Origin of the sequence: Scopulibacillus darangshiensis, assembly GCF_004341035.1 — a bacterium.
GTDB lineage: Bacteria > Bacillota > Bacilli > Bacillales > Sporolactobacillaceae > Scopulibacillus > Scopulibacillus darangshiensis.
In genome coordinates this window covers 75,132-94,706 of the sequence record NZ_SLXK01000009.1, presented here as the reverse complement: position 1 = coordinate 94,706, position 19,575 = coordinate 75,132, and the positions used below count along the sequence as shown (strand labels likewise).

13 protein-coding genes are annotated in these 19,575 nt (G+C 42.6%); 1 reads left to right on the top strand and 12 read right to left on the bottom strand.

Annotated elements, in window-relative coordinates; translation table 11 throughout:
• Positions 1-43: 43 nt before the first annotated feature.
• The 11 genes from EV207_RS08435 to EV207_RS08385 form a co-directional block, all read right to left on the bottom strand.
• Complete coding sequence (locus tag EV207_RS08435; protein ID WP_132745634.1) at positions 44-3,073, bottom strand: discoidin domain-containing protein; 3,030 nt, start codon at positions 3,071-3,073, stop codon at positions 44-46.
• 49 nt (positions 3,074-3,122) lie between these two features.
• The gene (locus EV207_RS08430; RefSeq protein WP_132745632.1) at positions 3,123-4,928 is read right to left on the bottom strand and encodes a DUF4091 domain-containing protein; all 1,806 of its coding nucleotides are present in this window, start codon (positions 4,926-4,928) and stop codon (positions 3,123-3,125) included.
• Between the two features lie 305 nt (positions 4,929-5,233).
• On the bottom strand, positions 5,234-5,419 hold the full coding sequence (locus tag EV207_RS08425; RefSeq protein WP_132745630.1) for a hypothetical protein: 186 nt from the start codon (positions 5,417-5,419) through the stop codon (positions 5,234-5,236).
• Positions 5,420-6,169: 750 nt separating this feature from the next.
• Complete coding sequence (locus EV207_RS08420) at positions 6,170-7,465, bottom strand: dicarboxylate/amino acid:cation symporter (protein WP_132745628.1); 1,296 nt, start codon at positions 7,463-7,465, stop codon at positions 6,170-6,172.
• Between the two features lie 20 nt (positions 7,466-7,485).
• Entirely contained in the window at positions 7,486-8,007 is a 522-nt protein-coding gene (locus tag EV207_RS08415) for a cupin domain-containing protein (protein ID WP_132745626.1), read from the bottom strand.
• A 191-nt stretch (positions 8,008-8,198) separates the two neighbouring features.
• The gene (locus tag EV207_RS08410) at positions 8,199-9,029 is read right to left on the bottom strand and encodes a carbohydrate ABC transporter permease (RefSeq protein WP_132745624.1); all 831 of its coding nucleotides are present in this window, start codon (positions 9,027-9,029) and stop codon (positions 8,199-8,201) included.
• Positions 9,029-9,961 carry a carbohydrate ABC transporter permease gene (locus EV207_RS08405; RefSeq protein ID WP_132745622.1) on the bottom strand — a complete coding sequence of 311 codons (933 nt, stop codon included), beginning with the start codon at positions 9,959-9,961 and terminating at the stop codon, positions 9,029-9,031. The genes EV207_RS08410 and EV207_RS08405 overlap by 1 nt, the downstream gene beginning before the upstream one ends.
• A 195-nt stretch (positions 9,962-10,156) precedes the next feature.
• Positions 10,157-11,452 (bottom strand): ABC transporter substrate-binding protein, encoded by a 1,296-nt coding sequence (locus tag EV207_RS08400; protein WP_243646994.1) that lies wholly within the window; start codon positions 11,450-11,452, stop codon positions 10,157-10,159.
• Between the two features lie 62 nt (positions 11,453-11,514).
• Positions 11,515-13,095 (bottom strand): aminomethyl-transferring glycine dehydrogenase subunit GcvPB, encoded by a 1,581-nt coding sequence (gene gcvPB / locus EV207_RS08395; protein ID WP_132745620.1) that lies wholly within the window; start codon positions 13,093-13,095, stop codon positions 11,515-11,517.
• Positions 13,082-14,512 (bottom strand): aminomethyl-transferring glycine dehydrogenase subunit GcvPA, encoded by a 1,431-nt coding sequence (gene gcvPA, locus EV207_RS08390; RefSeq protein WP_132745618.1) that lies wholly within the window; start codon positions 14,510-14,512, stop codon positions 13,082-13,084. Before gcvPA ends, gcvPB begins: the two co-directional genes overlap by 14 nt.
• A 45-nt stretch (positions 14,513-14,557) precedes the next feature.
• Complete coding sequence (locus tag EV207_RS08385; protein WP_243646993.1) at positions 14,558-15,364, bottom strand: SDR family NAD(P)-dependent oxidoreductase; 807 nt, start codon at positions 15,362-15,364, stop codon at positions 14,558-14,560.
• Positions 15,365-15,650: 286 nt separating this feature from the next.
• On the opposite strand from EV207_RS08385, the gene EV207_RS08380 reads away from it, so the two are divergent.
• On the top strand, positions 15,651-17,363 hold the full coding sequence (locus tag EV207_RS08380) for a sigma-54 interaction domain-containing protein (RefSeq protein ID WP_132745700.1): 1,713 nt from the start codon (positions 15,651-15,653) through the stop codon (positions 17,361-17,363).
• Positions 17,364-17,407: 44 nt separating this feature from the next.
• Here EV207_RS08380 and EV207_RS08375 read toward each other — a convergent pair whose 3' ends face one another.
• Positions 17,408-19,552, bottom strand: a complete 2,145-nt coding sequence (locus EV207_RS08375) for an MGH1-like glycoside hydrolase domain-containing protein (RefSeq protein ID WP_207902934.1) — start codon at positions 19,550-19,552, stop codon at positions 17,408-17,410.
• Positions 19,553-19,575: the final 23 nt, after the last annotated feature.

The window sequence follows — 19,575 nt, the reverse complement described above, 5'->3', positions numbered from 1 at the left end:
TATGAAAACTCTTTTAGTTTTGTCACAACCTCCTAATCAAGCCCTATTTTTTTGTTTTAAACACGTTAATTTCAGCAGCGGAAGCAAAGCCATTGACACCTTCTATTGCTTCTAACTTGATATAGGAAGCATCAATGGCGTTAAACGTGGCACCTTTCTCCTTTTTGTCGTTATCCCATGTCCCTGATGATACTTCCCTAAAGTTCTTCCCATCCGTACTTACATAGAGTTTGTATTTTGTAATAATCCCGTTCGTTCCGCTTTGCCTTGGCAAATATTTGATCTCGTTAATGTTGTATGTCCCGCCAAGATCAACCGTGATCGACTGCGGCAAGTGATCTGATCCCGACCAGTCCGTATGCCACATGGTATTTGGATCACCGTCAATAGCATGTGACGCGGGGTCAGATCCCGTTTGTTCACTTGTAGCGCTCGCCGTCATTTGAGATTGCGGAATTTTATACGGGTTGATAACATACGTATCATCAATTTCACTTGCTGAATACTCTCTGCCGCGCTGCTTAAAGTCAGCACGCGCGATGATGCTGTAGATGCCTTCCTTGGTTTCATCAGGTGCAGTAACCGTAAACACCGCAGTTACTTTTTGGCCATTTTTTACTTTCTTAAAGTTTGTGTCGGTTTTTGGCTGAACCGACCAGCCATCGGGAAGGTCCAACGACAAGTCAACATTCTTCATGTCTGCATCACTGCCATTCAGGAATGTTGCTTTAACCTCGGCAGGTTTGGCTGGAGTTAGCTTATCCGGCGCCTGCAAACGAGTCAATGCTGCAGGATCCGCTTCTTTGCCCCCAATACTGCTTGTGCCGTGCAATGTGATAGTGAACGGCTTGTCGACCGACATTGGCGTTGTTTTAACATGGACAATGCCACCGCGATCATGTTTATCATAAAACCAGCCGTTATCCGCCTTATCAAAGGCATCTCTTGATTTATACTGTTTTAATTTCTCTCCCTTTCCCATGGCCACGTTTGCAGGCTTCTTGCCGGTGTGTAAAGTTAGCTCGTAACCACGGTGTTCCGGCTTGCCAGCAAACTTTCCTTTTAACGCGCCAACTGTAATTTTTACATTGCCTCGCCCTTTTTTCGGTGCAGACATCTTAATATGTTGTTTGGCTGAAGCCCCCTCTTTATATTCACGGGTCACACCGTCATCCATGTAAAGCGAAAAGTCAGAATTACCTTGTGGATAAAGATCTAACGTCAAAGGACGTTGCTGTGCCCTATCATAATCATTGGTATTAGGAGCGCGCATTGGAACAATGGCACCCGCTTTAACGAACAGCGGCAATTTATCTAATGGTGCCGAGTAGTTATTAATGAGACGCGGTCCTTTGTACACTTTTCCATTCCAGTAATCTACCCAAGTCCCTTTTGGAAGATAAATCCCGTTTCGTTCCTTGCTGTCCTTATAAACTGGAGCGACAAGGAACGATTCTCCCAGCATGAACTCGTACTTCGTTGTATCATCCCAAGTGTTCGGGTCATTCGGATATTCGAGAACAAGGCTTCTGACCGGGGGCACGCCAGTTTCATGAGCAATGTCCGCATAAGAATAAATATAAGGGAGAAGCCGTTCATGCAGGTCCAAATATTTGCGATTGATTGATGTGTACGGCTCTCCGTATACCCAAGGCTGCTTATCCTTCGGAGCCCAGCCGGACATCGTCATTAACACCGGCGTTAATGTCTTCCACTGCAAGTCCCTAACATAGGTTTCAGGACTGCCTCCGAAGATCCCATCTACATCACTCGCTGTATAAGCCATTCCCGATAGTCCCGATCCGGCAATGGTCGGAATCGTAAACCGGATATTATCCCATGATCCGGTCTGATCACCGGTCCACATGACGGCGTGACGCTGCGTCCCTGCCCAGCCTTCCACCATCCACACAAATCCGCGGGAATTGCTGTTGGCTTCGATATTATCGAAGGCAGATTTCGCTGCATCAAATGCGAATTCATATCCAGGACCAACCCAAGCAACATCAAGTTTTCGAACACGGACACCGGCTTTCTGGACTTCCCATTTTCCATTTTTCAAACCATCCTCAGTCCATAATCCGAGTTGAATGTGCCTGTCTCTTAATTCCTTCCCCGCCTTTTCCAGATTTTCATAACCGCATCCGTAACCGTCGTTAACTAGCATCCAGCCTGCAGGAAAATCGTGTTTTTTATAACCGTCAGCTATTTTCAAGGCATCCGTTGTCGTTTCGCCATCCTCGTTATAACAATCGGAATCACCCAATTCCAATCCGTAAATAGGCGGCATAAATGGACGTCCGGTCAGTTCGGTATAGCCATCAAGGATATCTTTAAGGCTAGGACCGTAAAAGTAATAAGCATCAAACCGTTTTTCATTCTCACTCGCCTTTACCGGGTCGTTAAAAGAATACGTTCCTGATGCAAATGTATTGCGAAAGACCCCATAACCTTTCGTACTCATGTAAAAAGGTGAAGGATTCGGATGACCGCCGTTATTCCAATTATAAGACGTGGATATATTTATCTTCTCACCGCGGTGTGAGAATCTGCCATTCTGCATCCCGCCGCCAAAAAATTGTTCCTTACCCCCGCGGCTTAAGGTTTGTACCGTTTTATCATCCGTCCATGTCAAACCTTTTGTCTCTTTCCAAATCAGCGTCTTATTATCATCCTTGTACAAAGCAAAGCGCATGGGATGTTTATACACTCGTAAAACGACATGCTTTGAAGAAATTTTATAGTAATCCCCCGCATCGTCCCATTGTGTTTTGATCGAAGGAAGGTCATCCTTCAACACAATCTTGCCTTTAGTAGGATCAGTAAATTTGCCGTCCGGTGCCATTTGGATCCGGAACATGTCATGTTCATAAAAAACGACACGAACCTTAGTCTTGCCGGCTGAGAATATGTACGTATTTCCGTCAGCCGAAATATCTGTGACATTACCAATCGTCGTCGCTTCTTCTTTTTTAGACTTTGTATTCTGGCCTTTCGCATGAACAGCGGAGGTCCCAATTAATAGAAAGCAGATCATGAGCAGAAACAGAATACGACCCTTGGTCTTAATCAAAAAAACCTCTCCTTTATGATAAAATCCTCTTTACTCCGGTGACTGGGACTCAGAGTTCCTCCATAATCAGGTGCCGGGCTTGCACGAGATCGTTAACGTCTTTTTTTCTTCCGTCCCATTGGCGTGTTGCTAGACCTAATGCCTCTTTCAGATTTTCACTATTTGGATCCTTTTCTTTTACCATTTGAAGAAGTTCATAATCTTCAATGCCCTCTTTCAATAGTTCCCAGCGAATGCTCGACATTGGACCATTTTTGTCAGGATAAATGAAATACTCATCCCCTTGCGTGAACGCATAAACCGGCTCTTTAAAGACATCATTTGTCCAGTCGTTGTAAGCCCAGTGTAAGAAGCCATCCAAATGCCATTTCGCGGCAATCCAGCCAATCATCCGCGATTCTACAGAAGGAGAAAATGTCAGTGTATTGGGATGGGTATCCCCTGCCCACATGTAAAATGTCGTTTCTTTTCCCTTTTGATGTCTTTCATCGATCCATTCACCCGAAACTTGTGTTAGATCACTGATGCCTAGAGATAGATTTTGCGCGTACAGGCCAACATCTTGAGTACCCGCCATTTGGGTTTGATCCAAAAACTCAGGTGCGGCATTTTTAATTAAATCAATGACCTGTGACACAATGTCAGCCGGCCGTTCGTCAAACGCCAAATAGGTTTTATCAAGCCAGCCCTTTTTCTTTAGGTGAGCGGAAAAGTCTTGAAGAAATGCTGTCCATGCTTCGGTCCAAAACTGACTCCCCACCTCGGTCCTTTTTTCTATCATTTTACCTGTCCGTTCATCTAAATAGGTGATCCTTTGCGGGCCTCTAAATACCAAAAGAGAATAAGCGGTAATATACGGTCCAACTCCTGCTTTCAGTCCGGTTTTTACATAGCGGTCAAAAATCGAGTAATCGAAATCCCAATTTTCCCCGTCATGCTTCCATTTGACCATACTGTCATACCCCGTGGCAGTTTGCGGCTGCCAATTGTTCCAGCCGACTAACCAGGGATTTTGTATGATCGGCGTTGTGATTGTTTTTTGGCCACTGCTTGCCAGATCCTTAAAGTAGACCTCAATCAAATGCCAAAACTTTTCTGATTGCCATGGTTTGACGTGATAGGCAGTGGCGATCGCATTCGGATTCATCCAAACATCCAGATGAAACTTATAATCTTTCGAATCGGGCATAATCGCGTTTTTAACATCCACTGTGAGATTATAGGTAATCGTTTCATCGTTGCCAGATGCAAGTAAAACCTCCCCATGATAGACGCCTGGTTTTGCCGACTTCGGAATATTAAAGGTAAACCAAATAGGCTGAGCCCGATGGTCCGCCACATCAATTTTTGCTGCGTTGATTAACGGATCAGCTACAACATCGGGATGGCGATCGCCGGAAACACCAGACCCCGCGACTGAGTGAATAGGTGCGCCATTAATAGATTCAGCAACCGGCACATAACCGACATAACGGACATGAACATTTTTTGATGATATTTTATCGCCGTTTTCACTTTTAAGATCACAGACAGAGGTCCGTAAATCTATAATGCCTTTTGTACTTGCTACCGCCAATTGAGCTGAAACTTGTTCATTACGTACCGTTGATAACTTTAGATCGCGATCTTTGATATCCCCTGAGATGTCACTTGGAAACCTCGGAACCTTAATAAGAGAAGAACCTTCGAAATTTCCTGATGGTATCCAGGTGTTTAACCCCTTTTTTGGGAGGGCCCGTTCAACGGTAAGCTTAGTAGAATGAGAGATGTCATCGACAACAGTAAAATCAAACCCAGGACCAGGCTTAATATTCTTTTCAGCTTCACCTTGATTAGGAAGAATTGTTGTACACAAAACAAATACCGCCTCCAGCAATAAACATTTTTTATCTTTTGTTTCAATATAGGGTTGTAGGGATAACCCTATATACCATAATATACCGAATATTCAAAACCTGCTAGTGCATTTTGAATCACTACGGAGAATGATAGAAAAGAACTATAAATCAAGGCAGACCTTTAGCCGGATTTATATCCCATCGACTTCTTCTTTTACTTGTCTTTTCTCTTTTTTAAAATACTTAATGCTTTCTTTTCCTTCCCTGATCGGCCTTCTCTCCCAAGCATTCTGGATGGTGCTTGTCGGAAGGTGCCTGCAGGTCAAGCCTCTACACGGACGGCACTATCTACAGCAATATATTTCTCATTCTTGCGCTTTTGCACGCAGGCATTCTCCTCTTTTATTATTACCAGTTCGGCAGAGAAAAGAGAAAAAGCATTCAGGTTAAAGGTTAGTATCCTAATCGGCCTGATTTCCGGATGGGGTTTGTCCTTCATCGCCCTCATGAGAGACATTTCACCCGATTTCCCGGTGTGTTTTGTCTTTCATCGCCCTCATGAAAGACATTTCACCCGATTTCCTAGTGCATTTTGTCTTTCATCGCCCTCATGAAAGACATTTCACCCGATTTACTGGTGCGTTTTGTCCTTCATCGCCCTCATGAAAGACATTTCACCCGATTTCCTAGTGCGTTTTGTCTTTCATCGCCCTCATGAAAGACATTTCACCCGATTTCCCGGCGTGTTTTGTCTTTCATCGTCCTCATGAAAGACATTTCACCCGATTTTCCGGCGTGTTTTGTCTTTCATCGCCCTTATGAAAGACATTTTCACTGATTTCCCGGCGTGTTTTGTCTTTCATCGCCCTCATGAAAGACATTTCACCCGATTTACTGGTGCGTTTTGTCCTTCATCGCCCTCATGAAAGACATTTCACCCGATTTCCTGGTGCGTTTTGTCTTTCATCGCCCTCATGAAAGACATTTCACCCGATTTTCCGGCGTGTTTTGTCTTTCATCGCCCTTATGAAAGACATTTCACCCGATTTTCCGGCGTGTTTTGTCTTTCATCGCCTTATGAAGACATTTTCTCCCCTCTTTTTACCGGCTTGGTGTCTTCATGAAGCCCATCTCTCCTGATGTCCAACCTGGCTTTGTCCTTTTACCGCCTTTATTAGCAACACAAAAATGCACACGAGATTTTCATGTGCGAAGTCTCATGTGCATTGCCTTAATATTTTATTTTTTAAAGTGGACCTTATATATGCGGGTTTTCGCCGCTGTATTGACCGGACTCATTTTTCTGTACGGAGCTTCCCGAGCCATTGCCGCTAAGCGCTCTCTTCAACCAATTTTTCCCGTCAACTATACGGGTGACAAGCATACTGGACACATTATCACCGACAGCGTTGACCATGGTCGCCGGCGGATCGACGAGGGTGCCGAGGATTGCAAGAATCGGCAATGCTGTTGTTGGAAAACCATACATCGTGACGATCATCATTTCTCCGATAAAACCGCCGCCAGGAATACCGCTCATGACCATACCACTTAATAGTGCGATACCAATGGCGATGAGAAAAGCACTTGGGGTAAGGAGATCCTTTTGAAAGATACTGAAGAGAAAGGCGATTTTCAAAATGGCACTTAAGCACGAGCCATCCATATGAATCGTTGCTCCAATTGGGATGATAGTCTCACGAATATCTCTTGGAACACCATTTCTTTGGGCGGCTTCCAAATTGACAGGAATCGTAGCAACACTGCTTGATGTTGCTAATGACACAGCCGTAGGTGACACAGCATTTTTCCAGAAAGTTTTGATTCCAAGCGGACCACCGGCAAGGAAAGCGTAAAGGGTAAAGCCAACAAGAAAATAGATGATGGCGGTCGGATAATAGACAACGGCGGCACGGGCATAATCACCGACGAGCTGCGGTCCGAAGACACCGACTAAAGAAGCGAAATAAGCACCAAGGCCAATCGGAGCGTAATACATGACGATGGAGACAAATTTTATAAAGACTTCTGATCCAGACTTTAACAGACTGGCAAATGGCTTTCCCTTTTCACCGATTAAACTCGTTGAAAGTCCGACGAGTGCCGCAAAAACAATCAATGCCAGCATATTTTCCCGTGAAAAGATTTTTGAAAAGTCGTCCACTGTGAACGCTTGCACGAGCTGATCACTGAAGCTTTTGGCTTGTTCAACATGATCAGGTGCTTTAAGTGTGATGCTTACCCCTTCTGTCGGGGAAAACAATGACACCGACAAAAGCATGATGAGAGAAGCGACGATGCCAGTAATAATAAAGACACCGAGCATACTGCCCATAATTTTCCCCAAGCGCTTTGCATTGTCCGTATCAGCAACCGCTGAAGCAATGCTGAAAAACACCAACGGCACGACAAGGGTAAACATTAAATTGAGAAAAAGATCACCAAGCGGTTTGATGACTTCCACCTTTTCTCCAAAAACCAGGCCAAGAATCGCCCCAATTATAACGGATAATAAAATAGTGAGCGGAAAGCGGTAGGCTTTTAGAATATGCATTCATGATTCCCCTTCTTAACTTATTTTGGAATACGTTTGTACGCCAATTTCATAATAATATCCTTGTGCCCGGGATACTTCAATAAAAGCTCATCTTGTGTAAACAACTCAAAGTCTTGAAAATCAAAACCCGGTGAAACCATACAACCAACTAAAGAGTATGTATCTTTCTCCATGACAGACGACCCGAAGATCGAATTCTTAGGCACCAAGGCTTGTGGCACTTCCCCCTTTTCCAGATTAATTCCTAATTTAATTTCATCATATTGGCCATTTTCATGGATGACATGGATGGATAAAGGACTTCCTCCATGGAAATACCATAACTCATCAGACTTCAGGCGGTGAAAATGTGAAACATCATTGGATGTTAGCAGAAAGTAAATACTCGTGTAAAGCTTTCGATTCCCTGTGAAATCGACATCCAGCTCCTTGTCAGAAATCACTTCCCGCGATTTAAATGTTTCCTTATAATAGCCGCCTTCCGGGTGGGGAGTGAGTCCAAGTTTTGAAACCCATGACTGCAATTCATTTATATTCATGGCAGAAATCCCTTCAATCATTAATGGAAAATAAAATAACCTAAATTAAAGATTCGACAAAAAATGCCGAAGCCCTTTAATTTAGGTATGTTTCACTGGTGATATTCCTATTCAAGAAGCCATTGGGATTTTTTTGCTCGCCCCCCGGGGGTTATGCGTGCCATCCCCCCTCTTTCTAATCATATTCCTTTTTATTCTTTTACCGATCCCCCTAAAATCCCTGCAATAAATTGCTTCTGGAATATCAGGAAAAAGACGATAACGGGAACGGTAGAAATGGTTGCGCCCAGCATCACTTGGCCATAATCGATTCGGGCTAGACCTATTAAACTTGAGAGCGCGACCGGCAGTGTGTACATATCCGGGGAGCTTAAGACGACTAAAGGCCAAATGAAGCTATTCCATTGCGACATAAACAGAAAGATCGCTACCGCTGCTAATGCGGGTTTCATTGTAGGTAAAACAATGGTAAAAAAGATACGCAGCTCTCCGGCTCCATCGATCCTTGCCGCCTTCAAAAGATCATCGGGGAAAGACAACATGTTTTGCCTAATTAAAAATATGGCAAATGGAACGGCTAATTGCGGCAATATAACAGCTTGGTACGTATCTAACCAGTTAAGTGCAACCATTAATTTAAACAATGGCACTAATGTGACTTGAGAAGGGATCATCATTGTCAGCAATATAGCAAAGAAAATCACGTCCCTGCCCTTAAATTTAAATTTAGCAAAGGCGTATCCCGCGGCTGAACATATCAGAAGGCTTAGGAATGTCGAGACTAACGAAACAAACAATGAATTAAACATAATTCTTGTCATTCCCAGCGACTCCTGCAGATTTTTAAAATTCTCGATAAGATGCTTCCCCGGCAACAAGCGGGGCGGAATATGCAAAATGTCACCTGATGCATTAGTCGCGCCAACAAACATCCAATAAAAAGGTGCAATAGAAAGAAGGGCACCGAAAATAAGAAGAAGATAAATCACCGTCTTACTTACAGGAGAGTATTGATTTTTCATCAGTCTTTGTCACCTGCCCATTTTAACTGAATCCACGATAGAATCGCTGTAATAATAACCAACACATAGGCAATGGCTGATGCATATCCAAAGTCAAAATATTTAAATCCATTTTGATATAAATACAGCGTTATTGTCATTGTGGCATTACTAGGGCCTCCGCCGGTCAAAATGTATGGCTCATCAAACAACTGCAGCGTGCCAATCGTCGATAAAACAACGGTAAATACAAAAATAGGTTTTAATTGGGGCAATGTGATAGAAAAAAATTGTCTTACCTTACCTGCTCCATCTATGCTTGCCGCCTCATATAAATCCTGCCCGATCCCCTGCAATCCCGCCAAAAAAATAACCATATTGTAGCCTATCCAGCGCCATGACATTAAGATAATAATTGACACCTTGGCCCAAAAAGGCTGTGTCAGCCAAGCAATCTTATGGATACCCATAAGGGAAAGCAAATAATTGACAAGCCCTGTATTGTTATCCAGCAATATCATAAATACAAGAGATGCCGCCACTAAAGAAGTAATGGCAGGCATAAAAAAGGAGATTCGAAACAGCGCATTTAACTTAACAATAGGCGAGTTAATAAGAACGGCAATAATTAAGGCAAGGAAAATCATGATCGGTACTTGAATGATTAAGATCTCAAATGTGTTGACTAATGACTTATAAAAAACGGGGTCGTGAAAAAGACGGATATAATTATGAAATCCCGAAAAAACATATTGTCCAGCAATCTTTGTTTTAAAGCTTAATAAAAACGATGAAACGATCGGATACAGCGTAAAAATGATTAATAATATAACAGTTGGTGCGATAAAAATATAAGGTGCTGATTTTGGGGTAATCCATCTCTTCCTTCTATTAATATCTGCCGCTTTTGTTTGCACAACCTTCTTGTTATTTTTTTCTAATGGGAGCTGCATAGTCAGTAAAACCTCCTCATGTCAATTCGCTGCCAAAAGCGCCATAGCGTAAATTCAGGTGAAGGGGAGGATTGGTTCATCCTTCCCCTTTGATTCGTTAATAAGAAAGTATAAACTTTCTTACGCACATAAGTGCAACTAACCTCTGGCTACGCCTATTAAAGGCTTGCCAATCAGCAAGTTTTCTTTACAGTGTTATCTGCTAGTAATGTTCTTCATTTGCTCGGCAGCTTGAGTTAATCCTTTCTTTACCGATTTATGGCGGATCAGAATGGCGGCCTGGGCATCGGCGACAAATTTGCTTGACCGTTTATAGTTTGCCGTAACGTTCACCGCCGGCACCTTTTCTACCTCATCAGCAAAGAGGCGGTATACTTTTTGATTGTTAAAGAACGGAGATTTCTTATCAAAATATGGGTCATTGTATGTTTCCAGCAGAGAAGGAAACAAGCCATAATCCTTGAATGCCTCCATTTGTACATCCTTATTTGTTGTGAAATACTTCAAAAAGGCATAAGCAGTCTTTTGATTGTCACTTGATGAAGGAATAAGCAGCGAAGAGCCTCCTGAATTTGCAAAACGTCCCTTGCTGCCTTCAAAGGCTGGCAGATAAAAAACGCCCCATTTTCCTTTTAACTTTGGTGCTTGATCTTTAATTGATCCTGAATACCAAACCCCGTATGGGACAGTTGCTACTGATCCGTTAACCGTTGCAGTAACAAGCCCATTCCAGCCGCTGACATTGTCAATCAATTTATTATCATTTAATTCCTTTAATACATTCATCGCTTTTTGTGCCTTGTCAGATGTCAGCATAACCTTGCCTTTTTTATCTGTGTACATGATCCCTTGCTCTTGCAGCATCATCTCGTATATTTCGGTACTGTTTGAAATATCAATTGGAAGCATCTTAGCCCCCGTTTTTGCTTGGATCTTCTTGCCCCCTTCTATATAATCTTTCCATGTCTTAATTGAATCAGGGTTAACCCCGGCTTTCTTAAACAAATCGACTCTATAAAAGACGCCGGCCGGCCCAATATCCCATGGCGCAGCGAGAAGATCGCCTTTACTATTTTTCAGTTCAGCTATTTTAGATGAACTGAAAATATCCGCGTACTTATCATATCCCAGCTTTGATAAATTGACGAAGCCATCGGGAAACTCATTCGTATAACTAGGGAATTCGCCATCTTCTAACATCACGATGTCAGGCAAACCTTTCCCTCTAGCTTGCAGGCCGACCGTCAGTTTGTCGTAGACTTCAGAGGCGCTGTAATTTTGAACCTTTACCTTTACATCAGGATATTTCTTATTAAATCCTTTAACAGCATCCTGCAAAGATTTTGCAGCTACGTCCCAACCCCAAATCGTAATTTCCCCGCCAATTCCCCCTTTTTTGCCACTTGTTGAATTGCCTCCGCCCGAACAGGCACTTAGTACCATACAGGTAATAACAATCAATGATAGCAACAAATACCTCAACTTCTTCATCACTTTGCCTCCATCCTGTTTTTAATTTAACGATTTAAGGCGTTTATACAATGTTGCAAACTTCATTCAGATTTAACCTTTCCTTCTTTCCAATTATGCTTTTTTAAAAATGCTCGCCATGTCACGGCCCATTTGTCAGGATTGTCCAAAAAATCTTCTTCCTCGATTTTATGAATAACACTTCTATATGGCGCATTTTGCACTTTTTCAGGCTCTTCATAAGCTTCCTTTGAAATTTGAGTTAAAGCCGCAATGTATTCATCGAGGTCCTCTTTTGAGTAAGACTCGGTTGGCTCAAGTGTAAATGGCTGCGGAACAACATAAGGGTGGTGGCTCGTCCAATAATGATGACCAAAATCAGTCATTCTCCGTTGTACATCTTCCGTCGTCACCCCGGTTTCTTCAGTCATTTGTTCCCAGCTGTAACGGACCTGTTCCAAGCGCCCCCCATTGACATATGGTGCACTTGCTCCCCTTATTTCCTTGACCTTATGGTACAAATAGTTATTATTCAATACAGCAATCTTGGCCACTTCTTTCAAACCTTCAGCACCGAGGCTTCTAATCCATGCGTATGCCCTTAGCACCGTTTGCGGAACACCATGGAAAGACCTGACTTTCCCAATACTGCTGGCTAATTGATGATTAAGTCTGTACTTTTCGCCATCACATTCAACAATCGGACCGGGTAAAAATTGTTTTAACTCATCCTTAACCCCAAGAGCTCCGGTAGCTGGTCCACCGCACATATGCGGTGCGGCAAATGTCTTATGCAGGTTAAAGAAGCACATATCAAACCCGGCCTCTTTCGCCCTTGTTATTCCAAGTAAGCCATTGGCATTGGCTTGGTCATAGTAACAAATGCCGCCTGCTTTATGGACGATATCAGTAAATTCCTTAATGCGCGGGTTATAAATTCCCGTATCCTCTGGATTGGCGACAACGAAACCTGCTGTCCGGTCGGAAACAACTTTCTTTAAATCTTCTAATCTAGGGTAACCATCTTCATCAGGCTTCAGGGTAATAATCTTATAACCTTTTACAACAGCTGTTGCCGCTTGTGAAGGGTGGGAGAACATCGTTGTTATGATCTCATCCCTCTTTTCGCCCTCACCTGTGGCCCCATGTTTGGCACGAACAATCGATGCCATGGCAAATAAGGCTTGCGTGCCGCCGCTTGGCTGGAATGAAAAATAATCCATTCCTGAAATTTCTCTCATCGCAAGATCAAGGTGGTAGATGGCTGCCAACATGCCTTGGACCGTACTTTCGTCTTGGTATGGATGCAGCTCTGTTAATTTCGGGTTGCGCACGAGAAATTCATTGACCTTTGGAATATATTTCATCGTACAAGTTCCTTGACCGATTTCCACATTAAAATCCGATCCAAGTGTTTCTTGTGACAAACGGAGATAATGCCTTAATACCCTTGCCTGGGACACCTCGGGTAATTGAGGCTCCTTTTTTCTAAGCATATTTTCTGGCAGGGCTGTGAAGCCGTCGCCAATTTCAGCTTCAATTTCAGGCTCTGTTTTCGGAACAACAACCCCTCTTTCACCCGGTTGATGGAGTTCAAAGATTAATGGTTCATCCCACTTTGCCTGATGAAAATCTCTTAATTTCGGTTCACTAACTTGCGCCATGTTTATCATCCTTTCCCTGACTTTTTTTCTTGGTACAGCTTTCAATTTCTTTTACAAGCCGATCAATGTCATCTTTTGTATGGATTTCGGTAATGCAATACAATCCACATTGGCCAAGTTCCGGGAAGGTACTTGATAAATCTTTGCCGCCAAAAATATCTTTTTCACGCAACGCTTGATGTATATCCTCGACCTTTTTCCCAGTACCGTTAAAATCAACGACGAATTCCTTAAAATTTGTTGAATTGAACCGCGAAGCCGTTACACCTTCTATCATCGATAAGCGCTTCATCGCATATTGTGATTTTTGCATGATCGTCTGCCCGAGCTCTCTCATCCCATGGGGGCCAAGCAAGGATAAATACACGCCCGCTGTAATCCCCCATAAAGCTGTTTGTGTTCCTACCGATTCTTTCCCATTTACCCGATCGTGGAATGATGTTCTCTCATATGCGACATCACCAAAACCATATTCGCCTTTAACCGTTGGAACGATGCCAAACAACCTTGATGGGTATTCTTTTATAAATTTTTCTTCATCTCTTGTCGCTATAAATCCCGCCTGACCGCCGCCATAATTCATGTGCATGCCGAGCGGCTGCAGTTCACCGCATACAATATCAGCCCCGTAATGGCTTGGCGGTTCCAATACACCTAAGGAGCTTGGGTCAACACCGACCACACTTATTGCCCCAAACTGATGGGCAAGTTCGGAAATCGCGGATCCCTTTTCTTCTATAAACCCCAAAAAGGACGGATTTTCGAAATAGACGGCCGCCGTCTTTGTTGAAATTTTCTCTTCCAAATCGTCCATATCTATTTGCCCAGATATGCCATCATAATTTACTAGAGTGCAATTTATCTCCGGAGAGCAATAATTCTTGATCATTGAATATTTATCAGGATCAATTGTTTTTGGCAAAAGCACCTCATTGCGCTCTGTCATACGGCAAGCCATTCTCAAGGATGTTGCCGCTGCTTGCGCCCAATCAAAGGTCGGGACATTGACCACATCCATATCAACAAGTTCGGCTACCAAACTTTGATATTCGAATAAAGCTTGATACCTGCCAAAGTCCTCGTAAGGTTCTCCGGCATAGGCTGTTAAAAATTCCGACCTTTGGTTAATTTCATCGCACACTGCCGGAACAAAATGCTGCCAGCACCCGGCCCCAAGAAAACTGACCGTTTCATTGCAGCTTTTATTTTTATTAAGCAACGTCTCCACATGCTGCCGTAACCGGTATTCTGTTAAAGGCTGAGGCAAATCCATTTTTCCCCTAAATCTTAAACTCTCTGGAATGCCTTCAAACAATTCTTCTATGCTTTCAGCACCGATTTCTCGCAGCATTTCTTCTTGCACTTCAGGTACCGTATTCGGAATGTACGGATGAGCTATTTGTTTTTCGATTGCCATATATAATCGCCTCCACGAATCTCTTAAGCCTAGATGATTTATTTGTTACGCAAGACCGCCGCCATCGACTGTCACAACTGTTCCGCTTACCCATGAAGACAGCTCGCTCGCTAAATAAAGAACGGTTTTCGCAATATCTTCTGGTGTCCCAAGCCTTTCTAGCGGTCTGCCGTGTGCAGAGGAAACTAAGAATGATTGTTCATCCTCTTGTAATTGCTTGGCTTCATCCCGAAGTAAAGGCGTATCTGTATCCCCAGGGCAGACACAATTCACCCGGATATTTTGGGGACCATGGTCAATGGCCATTGCTTTTGTCAAATTAACGACACCAGCTTTTGCTGCACAATAAGCTGCAGCATTGTCCCCGCCTTTTAGACCCCAACCGGAACCGGTGTTAATAATGCTTCCGCCCCCGTTTTTAGCCATGACGGGTATGATGAATTTTGATAATAAGTACACACCTTTAAGTGAAACGTTCAGAACAATATCCCAATCTTTTTCTCCAAGATGAACAACGTTTTTTCGTCTAATAACTCCGGCGTTATTGAATAGAATGTCTATTTTTCCGTAGTCCTTTTCGATCTGTTCCGCAATGTTTTTACAATCGGTACTTGACGTCACATCACATTTAATAAAAGCAGCCTTGCCGCCCTTTTCAGCAATTTGTTCTGATGCCTTTAGACCGGAGTGAGTGTCAATATCAACCATCACAACATCGGCGCCTAATTCAGATAATAACTCCGAAGTTGCCAGTCCAATTCCTGAAGCCGCACCTGTAATCACAGCGACTTTTCCCTTTAATCCGAGCAGTTCATTTGCTTTATCAGTTATTTCGGATACATTTTCGATCAATGTTCAGCCACTCCTTTGACTTATTTTTATATTCATTTTTAGATATGCAAATCCTATGCCAAGTTAATTAAATTAATAAATGATGATACGGGGCGTAATTGGAGCGAAAAAAGGGGAAAGGTGAAAGAAAATGTATGACATTGTTGACACATCATTGTCAATTGTGTCAATTTCCCTATACATTTTCAGCGAAAATAATTTTTAATTCAGATAACACTATTGCTAAACCTAGCAATTTTTTTTATAATTTTCATAAAATCCGAGCCAGCATAGAGGTGAGCTATTGATGGTTTTAATAGAAAAGGCGAAAACGAGGATCGAACAGCTGCTTCTTAATATCTCCCGAGTTTTGAAAATGGACTTCGCAATCATTCAAGCGGATGGAGAGTTAGTCATCTCCACAAATCGGTACCGCAAGCAAAAAGGGATCTCAGTACATATGCCTTCAATAGAACGTGCTTTTGATGAAGGATTTTATTTAATGGATCAGCCTGGAAAGATGGATGTTTGTCAGGGCTGCCGATTTCAATCACAGTGTCCTGCCAAAAGTGAATTATTGCACACGATTCATATTAACAATGAATCGTTTGGCGTTATTTCTTTAACATCATTTACGAAGGATGGCCATCAGCGATTAATAAAACATCAAGAAGATTACTCCCATATTTTGAATGATATTACAAATATTATTATCTCTATCATTGAGCAAGAGGAGGAAATCTATCGCACGAGCAACATATTGCAAATCCTACAGTCGGTTCTTAGCACCTCTACTGATCCTTTAATGATTTGCGATCCGACCGGCCTCGTCGTTTACCAAAATGAACAAGTACAGTCTTTTATGAAACCGCAAAAATTGTGCCCTTTAACAATTAATGAATTTCTCACCGGGGAATCTATTAATAAGGTGTTACATCATTCTTCACACGTCGAAACCACAATAGAAGATGAAGCTATAACGATACACTTAACACCTGCGATAGACAATGATGCCTGCATAGGCATGATCCTCCGTTTCAATAAAAAGCCAGAGAAAGAAATAACCGACATGCACCCCTTTAAACAAATTAATGGAGAAAGTCCTGCGATAATGGACTTGAAGACCAAAATATGTAATATAAAAAACAGCTCATCTACTGTGCTCTTAACAGGTGAAACGGGTACGGGCAAAAGTGTTTTTGCCAAAGCCATTCACGATACAAGTCAGCGCTCGCAAAAACCATTTATCTCGATTAACTGTGCCAGCATCCCGGAATCCTTATTTGAGAGTGAGATGTTTGGCTATGAAGAAGGCTCCTTTACGGGTGCCAAAAAGGGCGGAAAAAAAGGCCACTTCCAATCGGCACACGGCGGCACGTTATTTTTGGATGAAATAGGCGAGGTGCCCTACCATTTGCAAGCCAAGCTGCTAAATGCCATTGAAGGGCATGCTATCAAACGGGTCGGGGGCAACCACCCCATACCCATTGATATAAGAATCATTGCCGCCACGAATCAAAACCTAGAACAATTGATGAAAGAAGGCAAGTTTCGGGAGGATCTCTTTTTTCGATTATGTGTGATTCCACTCAACATTCCCCCATTAAAATCAAGAATGGAAGACGTTGAGCTGTTAGCCTATTCGTTTTTGCACAAGCATGCGTCTAAAACTGGCAAAGCTATTCAAGCAATTTCTTTAGAGGCACTTGAGATATTGCATCTTTATCACTGGCCGGGAAATGTCAGGGAGCTTGAAAACACTATGGAATACGCGCTGAATATGGAAACAGGTACAATAATCACCAAAGGAAGTTTACCCGACCGGATAGTGTCACATACAGACCCAAAAAAGCCTGCAAATATTAAGGGCTCCTTTCACTCTTATCAAAAGGAGCTGCTCCAACAATTGATTGCCAAAAATGGTTACGACTCCGAGGGAAAAGAACTCACCGCCAAAGAGCTTGGTATAAGTGTTCGAACACTCTATCGGAAGATCGATAAATACGGTATTAAAAATTAGCAATAAACCATGCGCCAAATTGGCGCATGGTTTTTATTAGATTATTAACGAAGGTAGTTTTGTTCAAGCAAATAGAAGAACGCGGATGACCAGCTAAAATCCCGAGCGTTCAACTGTCCGCCGGTTTCGGGGTTGTAATTTTCCCGAATCGGTCCATTCCCAAGCAATCCGTCCGCATGTTCAAATAGCTTCGCGGTTAATGTATTTGCTTCTGACCCATATCCGTAGTTAGCCAAACCCTTTATAGCAAAATATGCCTGATCTAACCATACCGGACCTCGCCAATACTCTTCAGGATCAAATTTGGGATTGCTTTTTGAAACGGTTGGCAGCGGCATGTATGTGTTAAATTGATTCTCATCCATCAAAGCTCTCTTCACCTGTTTTGCCTGCTTATGATTTGCAAGGCCCGACCAAAGCGGAATGACACCTTCAATCCCTTTTCCCCTTTCAACAAGCGGTTGTTTGCTCTCAATATCAATATCGTAGAAATAACCTTCTTTCTTACTGTACATATGCTTTTGGATATATTTCTTTATGTCGTGGGCTTCTTTTTTGAAAGCTTTGGCATCTTTATTTTCCCCAAGGACACTTGCTATCTCTGAAAGGTATAACTTTTCGGCATAAAGATAGACATTTAAGTCGACTGACTCCTGTGATAGTGAATAGCCCACCAACTGGCCTTTCTTATCATAGTTTTTAAGAATCTTGATGCCAAAGTCTTGATCGAATCGGGGCGCGTTGTCCATGCCGCTTTCCCAAGCCGCCGCTTCAAGAGCAGCTTCTGGACTATTGTTAGCAGGATCAACGGTCGCCCCGTATTCCGCTATGCCATTGTGATCATGGTCGCGATTTTTGTACCACCAGTCATGATACAAAACGAGCTTAGGATACATCTCCTTGAGAAATGATTTATCTTGTGTTTTTTGATAGACTTTCCAGACGCCCCATGCGGCAAGAGGCGGCTTCGTATTCCGGTAATTATTTTCTTCCTTGTCAAAATAGATGACATCAGGAATCATGCCTTCATCTTGCGGACGATTTGAATGCTTTGTGATTTGATAGTCAAACATCGAGCGGATTGAATCCTCGGCAAGACGAGGATCAAAGTTTACAACGGCAACCGCTTGCTTCCATGTATCCCAAGACCAAAACCCATAGCTGAAATCTCCGCCGGTTATTGACGGTGTAATGCCATCTGTTTTGAGATCCCCTGCAGCACTTCTCCAGTTCGTGATTAACGTTTCCATACTCTTGACCGCAACATTTTGATACTTTTTTTGCGCAGAACCTTTTTTTAACGTTCGAGTTAAATAACCTTGCCATCTCTTATCAGTTTGTTTGATATATTCTTTCGGATGAGCAAAGACCTTCTCGAGTTTCTTATGCTCAGTTTCCCTCTCCTTTGCTGTGAACGTATAGCTTTGCGCGGAATATAACACATGCTCGCCTTTGGCAGGCACCTTAACATTGTTTTTAAGCTGAGTCGTGTATCTGTCATGTTCAATAACACTTTTAACTTTATAAGGGTATGTTATCTCAAAGGATGAGCCATTCAGGTTTTCTAACCCATTAAAGTCAACTTGGACACCACCTTTGCTGGCTGAAAGCGATTCAGCGCTTTTATAAGGTTCCTTCTTAGGTTTTAAAAGCTTTCCGGTCCATTTAATATTTAGATTTAGCCTGTGCCCTGATCTATTTTTAATAACCGTTTTAACCAGTGCCGTTCTATTAGTCACATACCTTAGTTCAAGGGTTAAATCAAAGTGATCAAGATGATAAACTTGCTTTAACATTCCTGGATAGGCATTCATTTCAGGACTCTTATCCTTTAATAGATTTATTTCTTTGCCCGTGTCATTATCAGTAATATGGATTTGATTAAAAGCTTTGCTTAAATACAATGGGCCATGGTTGCCGGCAATGAGCATAGGACCTGTAAAGCCTCCGTAAAATTGTTGCCGATCCTTTGGAGGCAAGGAATAGCCATGCCAAGCACCAAGGTCTGTGAAAGTGTTTAGCTTATTGGTCCTCGCTTCTTGCGGGACGCCATGAAGATCAAGGACATTGGGAAATTTTCTAATCATGTCATTTTTCGTGGAGAACGCCATACTTTTATTCATATCGATGCTGCCAAAAACGAGTAAAATGCCAGCTATTATAAGAACTATTTTGCTTGCGTTCTTCATGTTAACCCTCCCAGATTAAATGA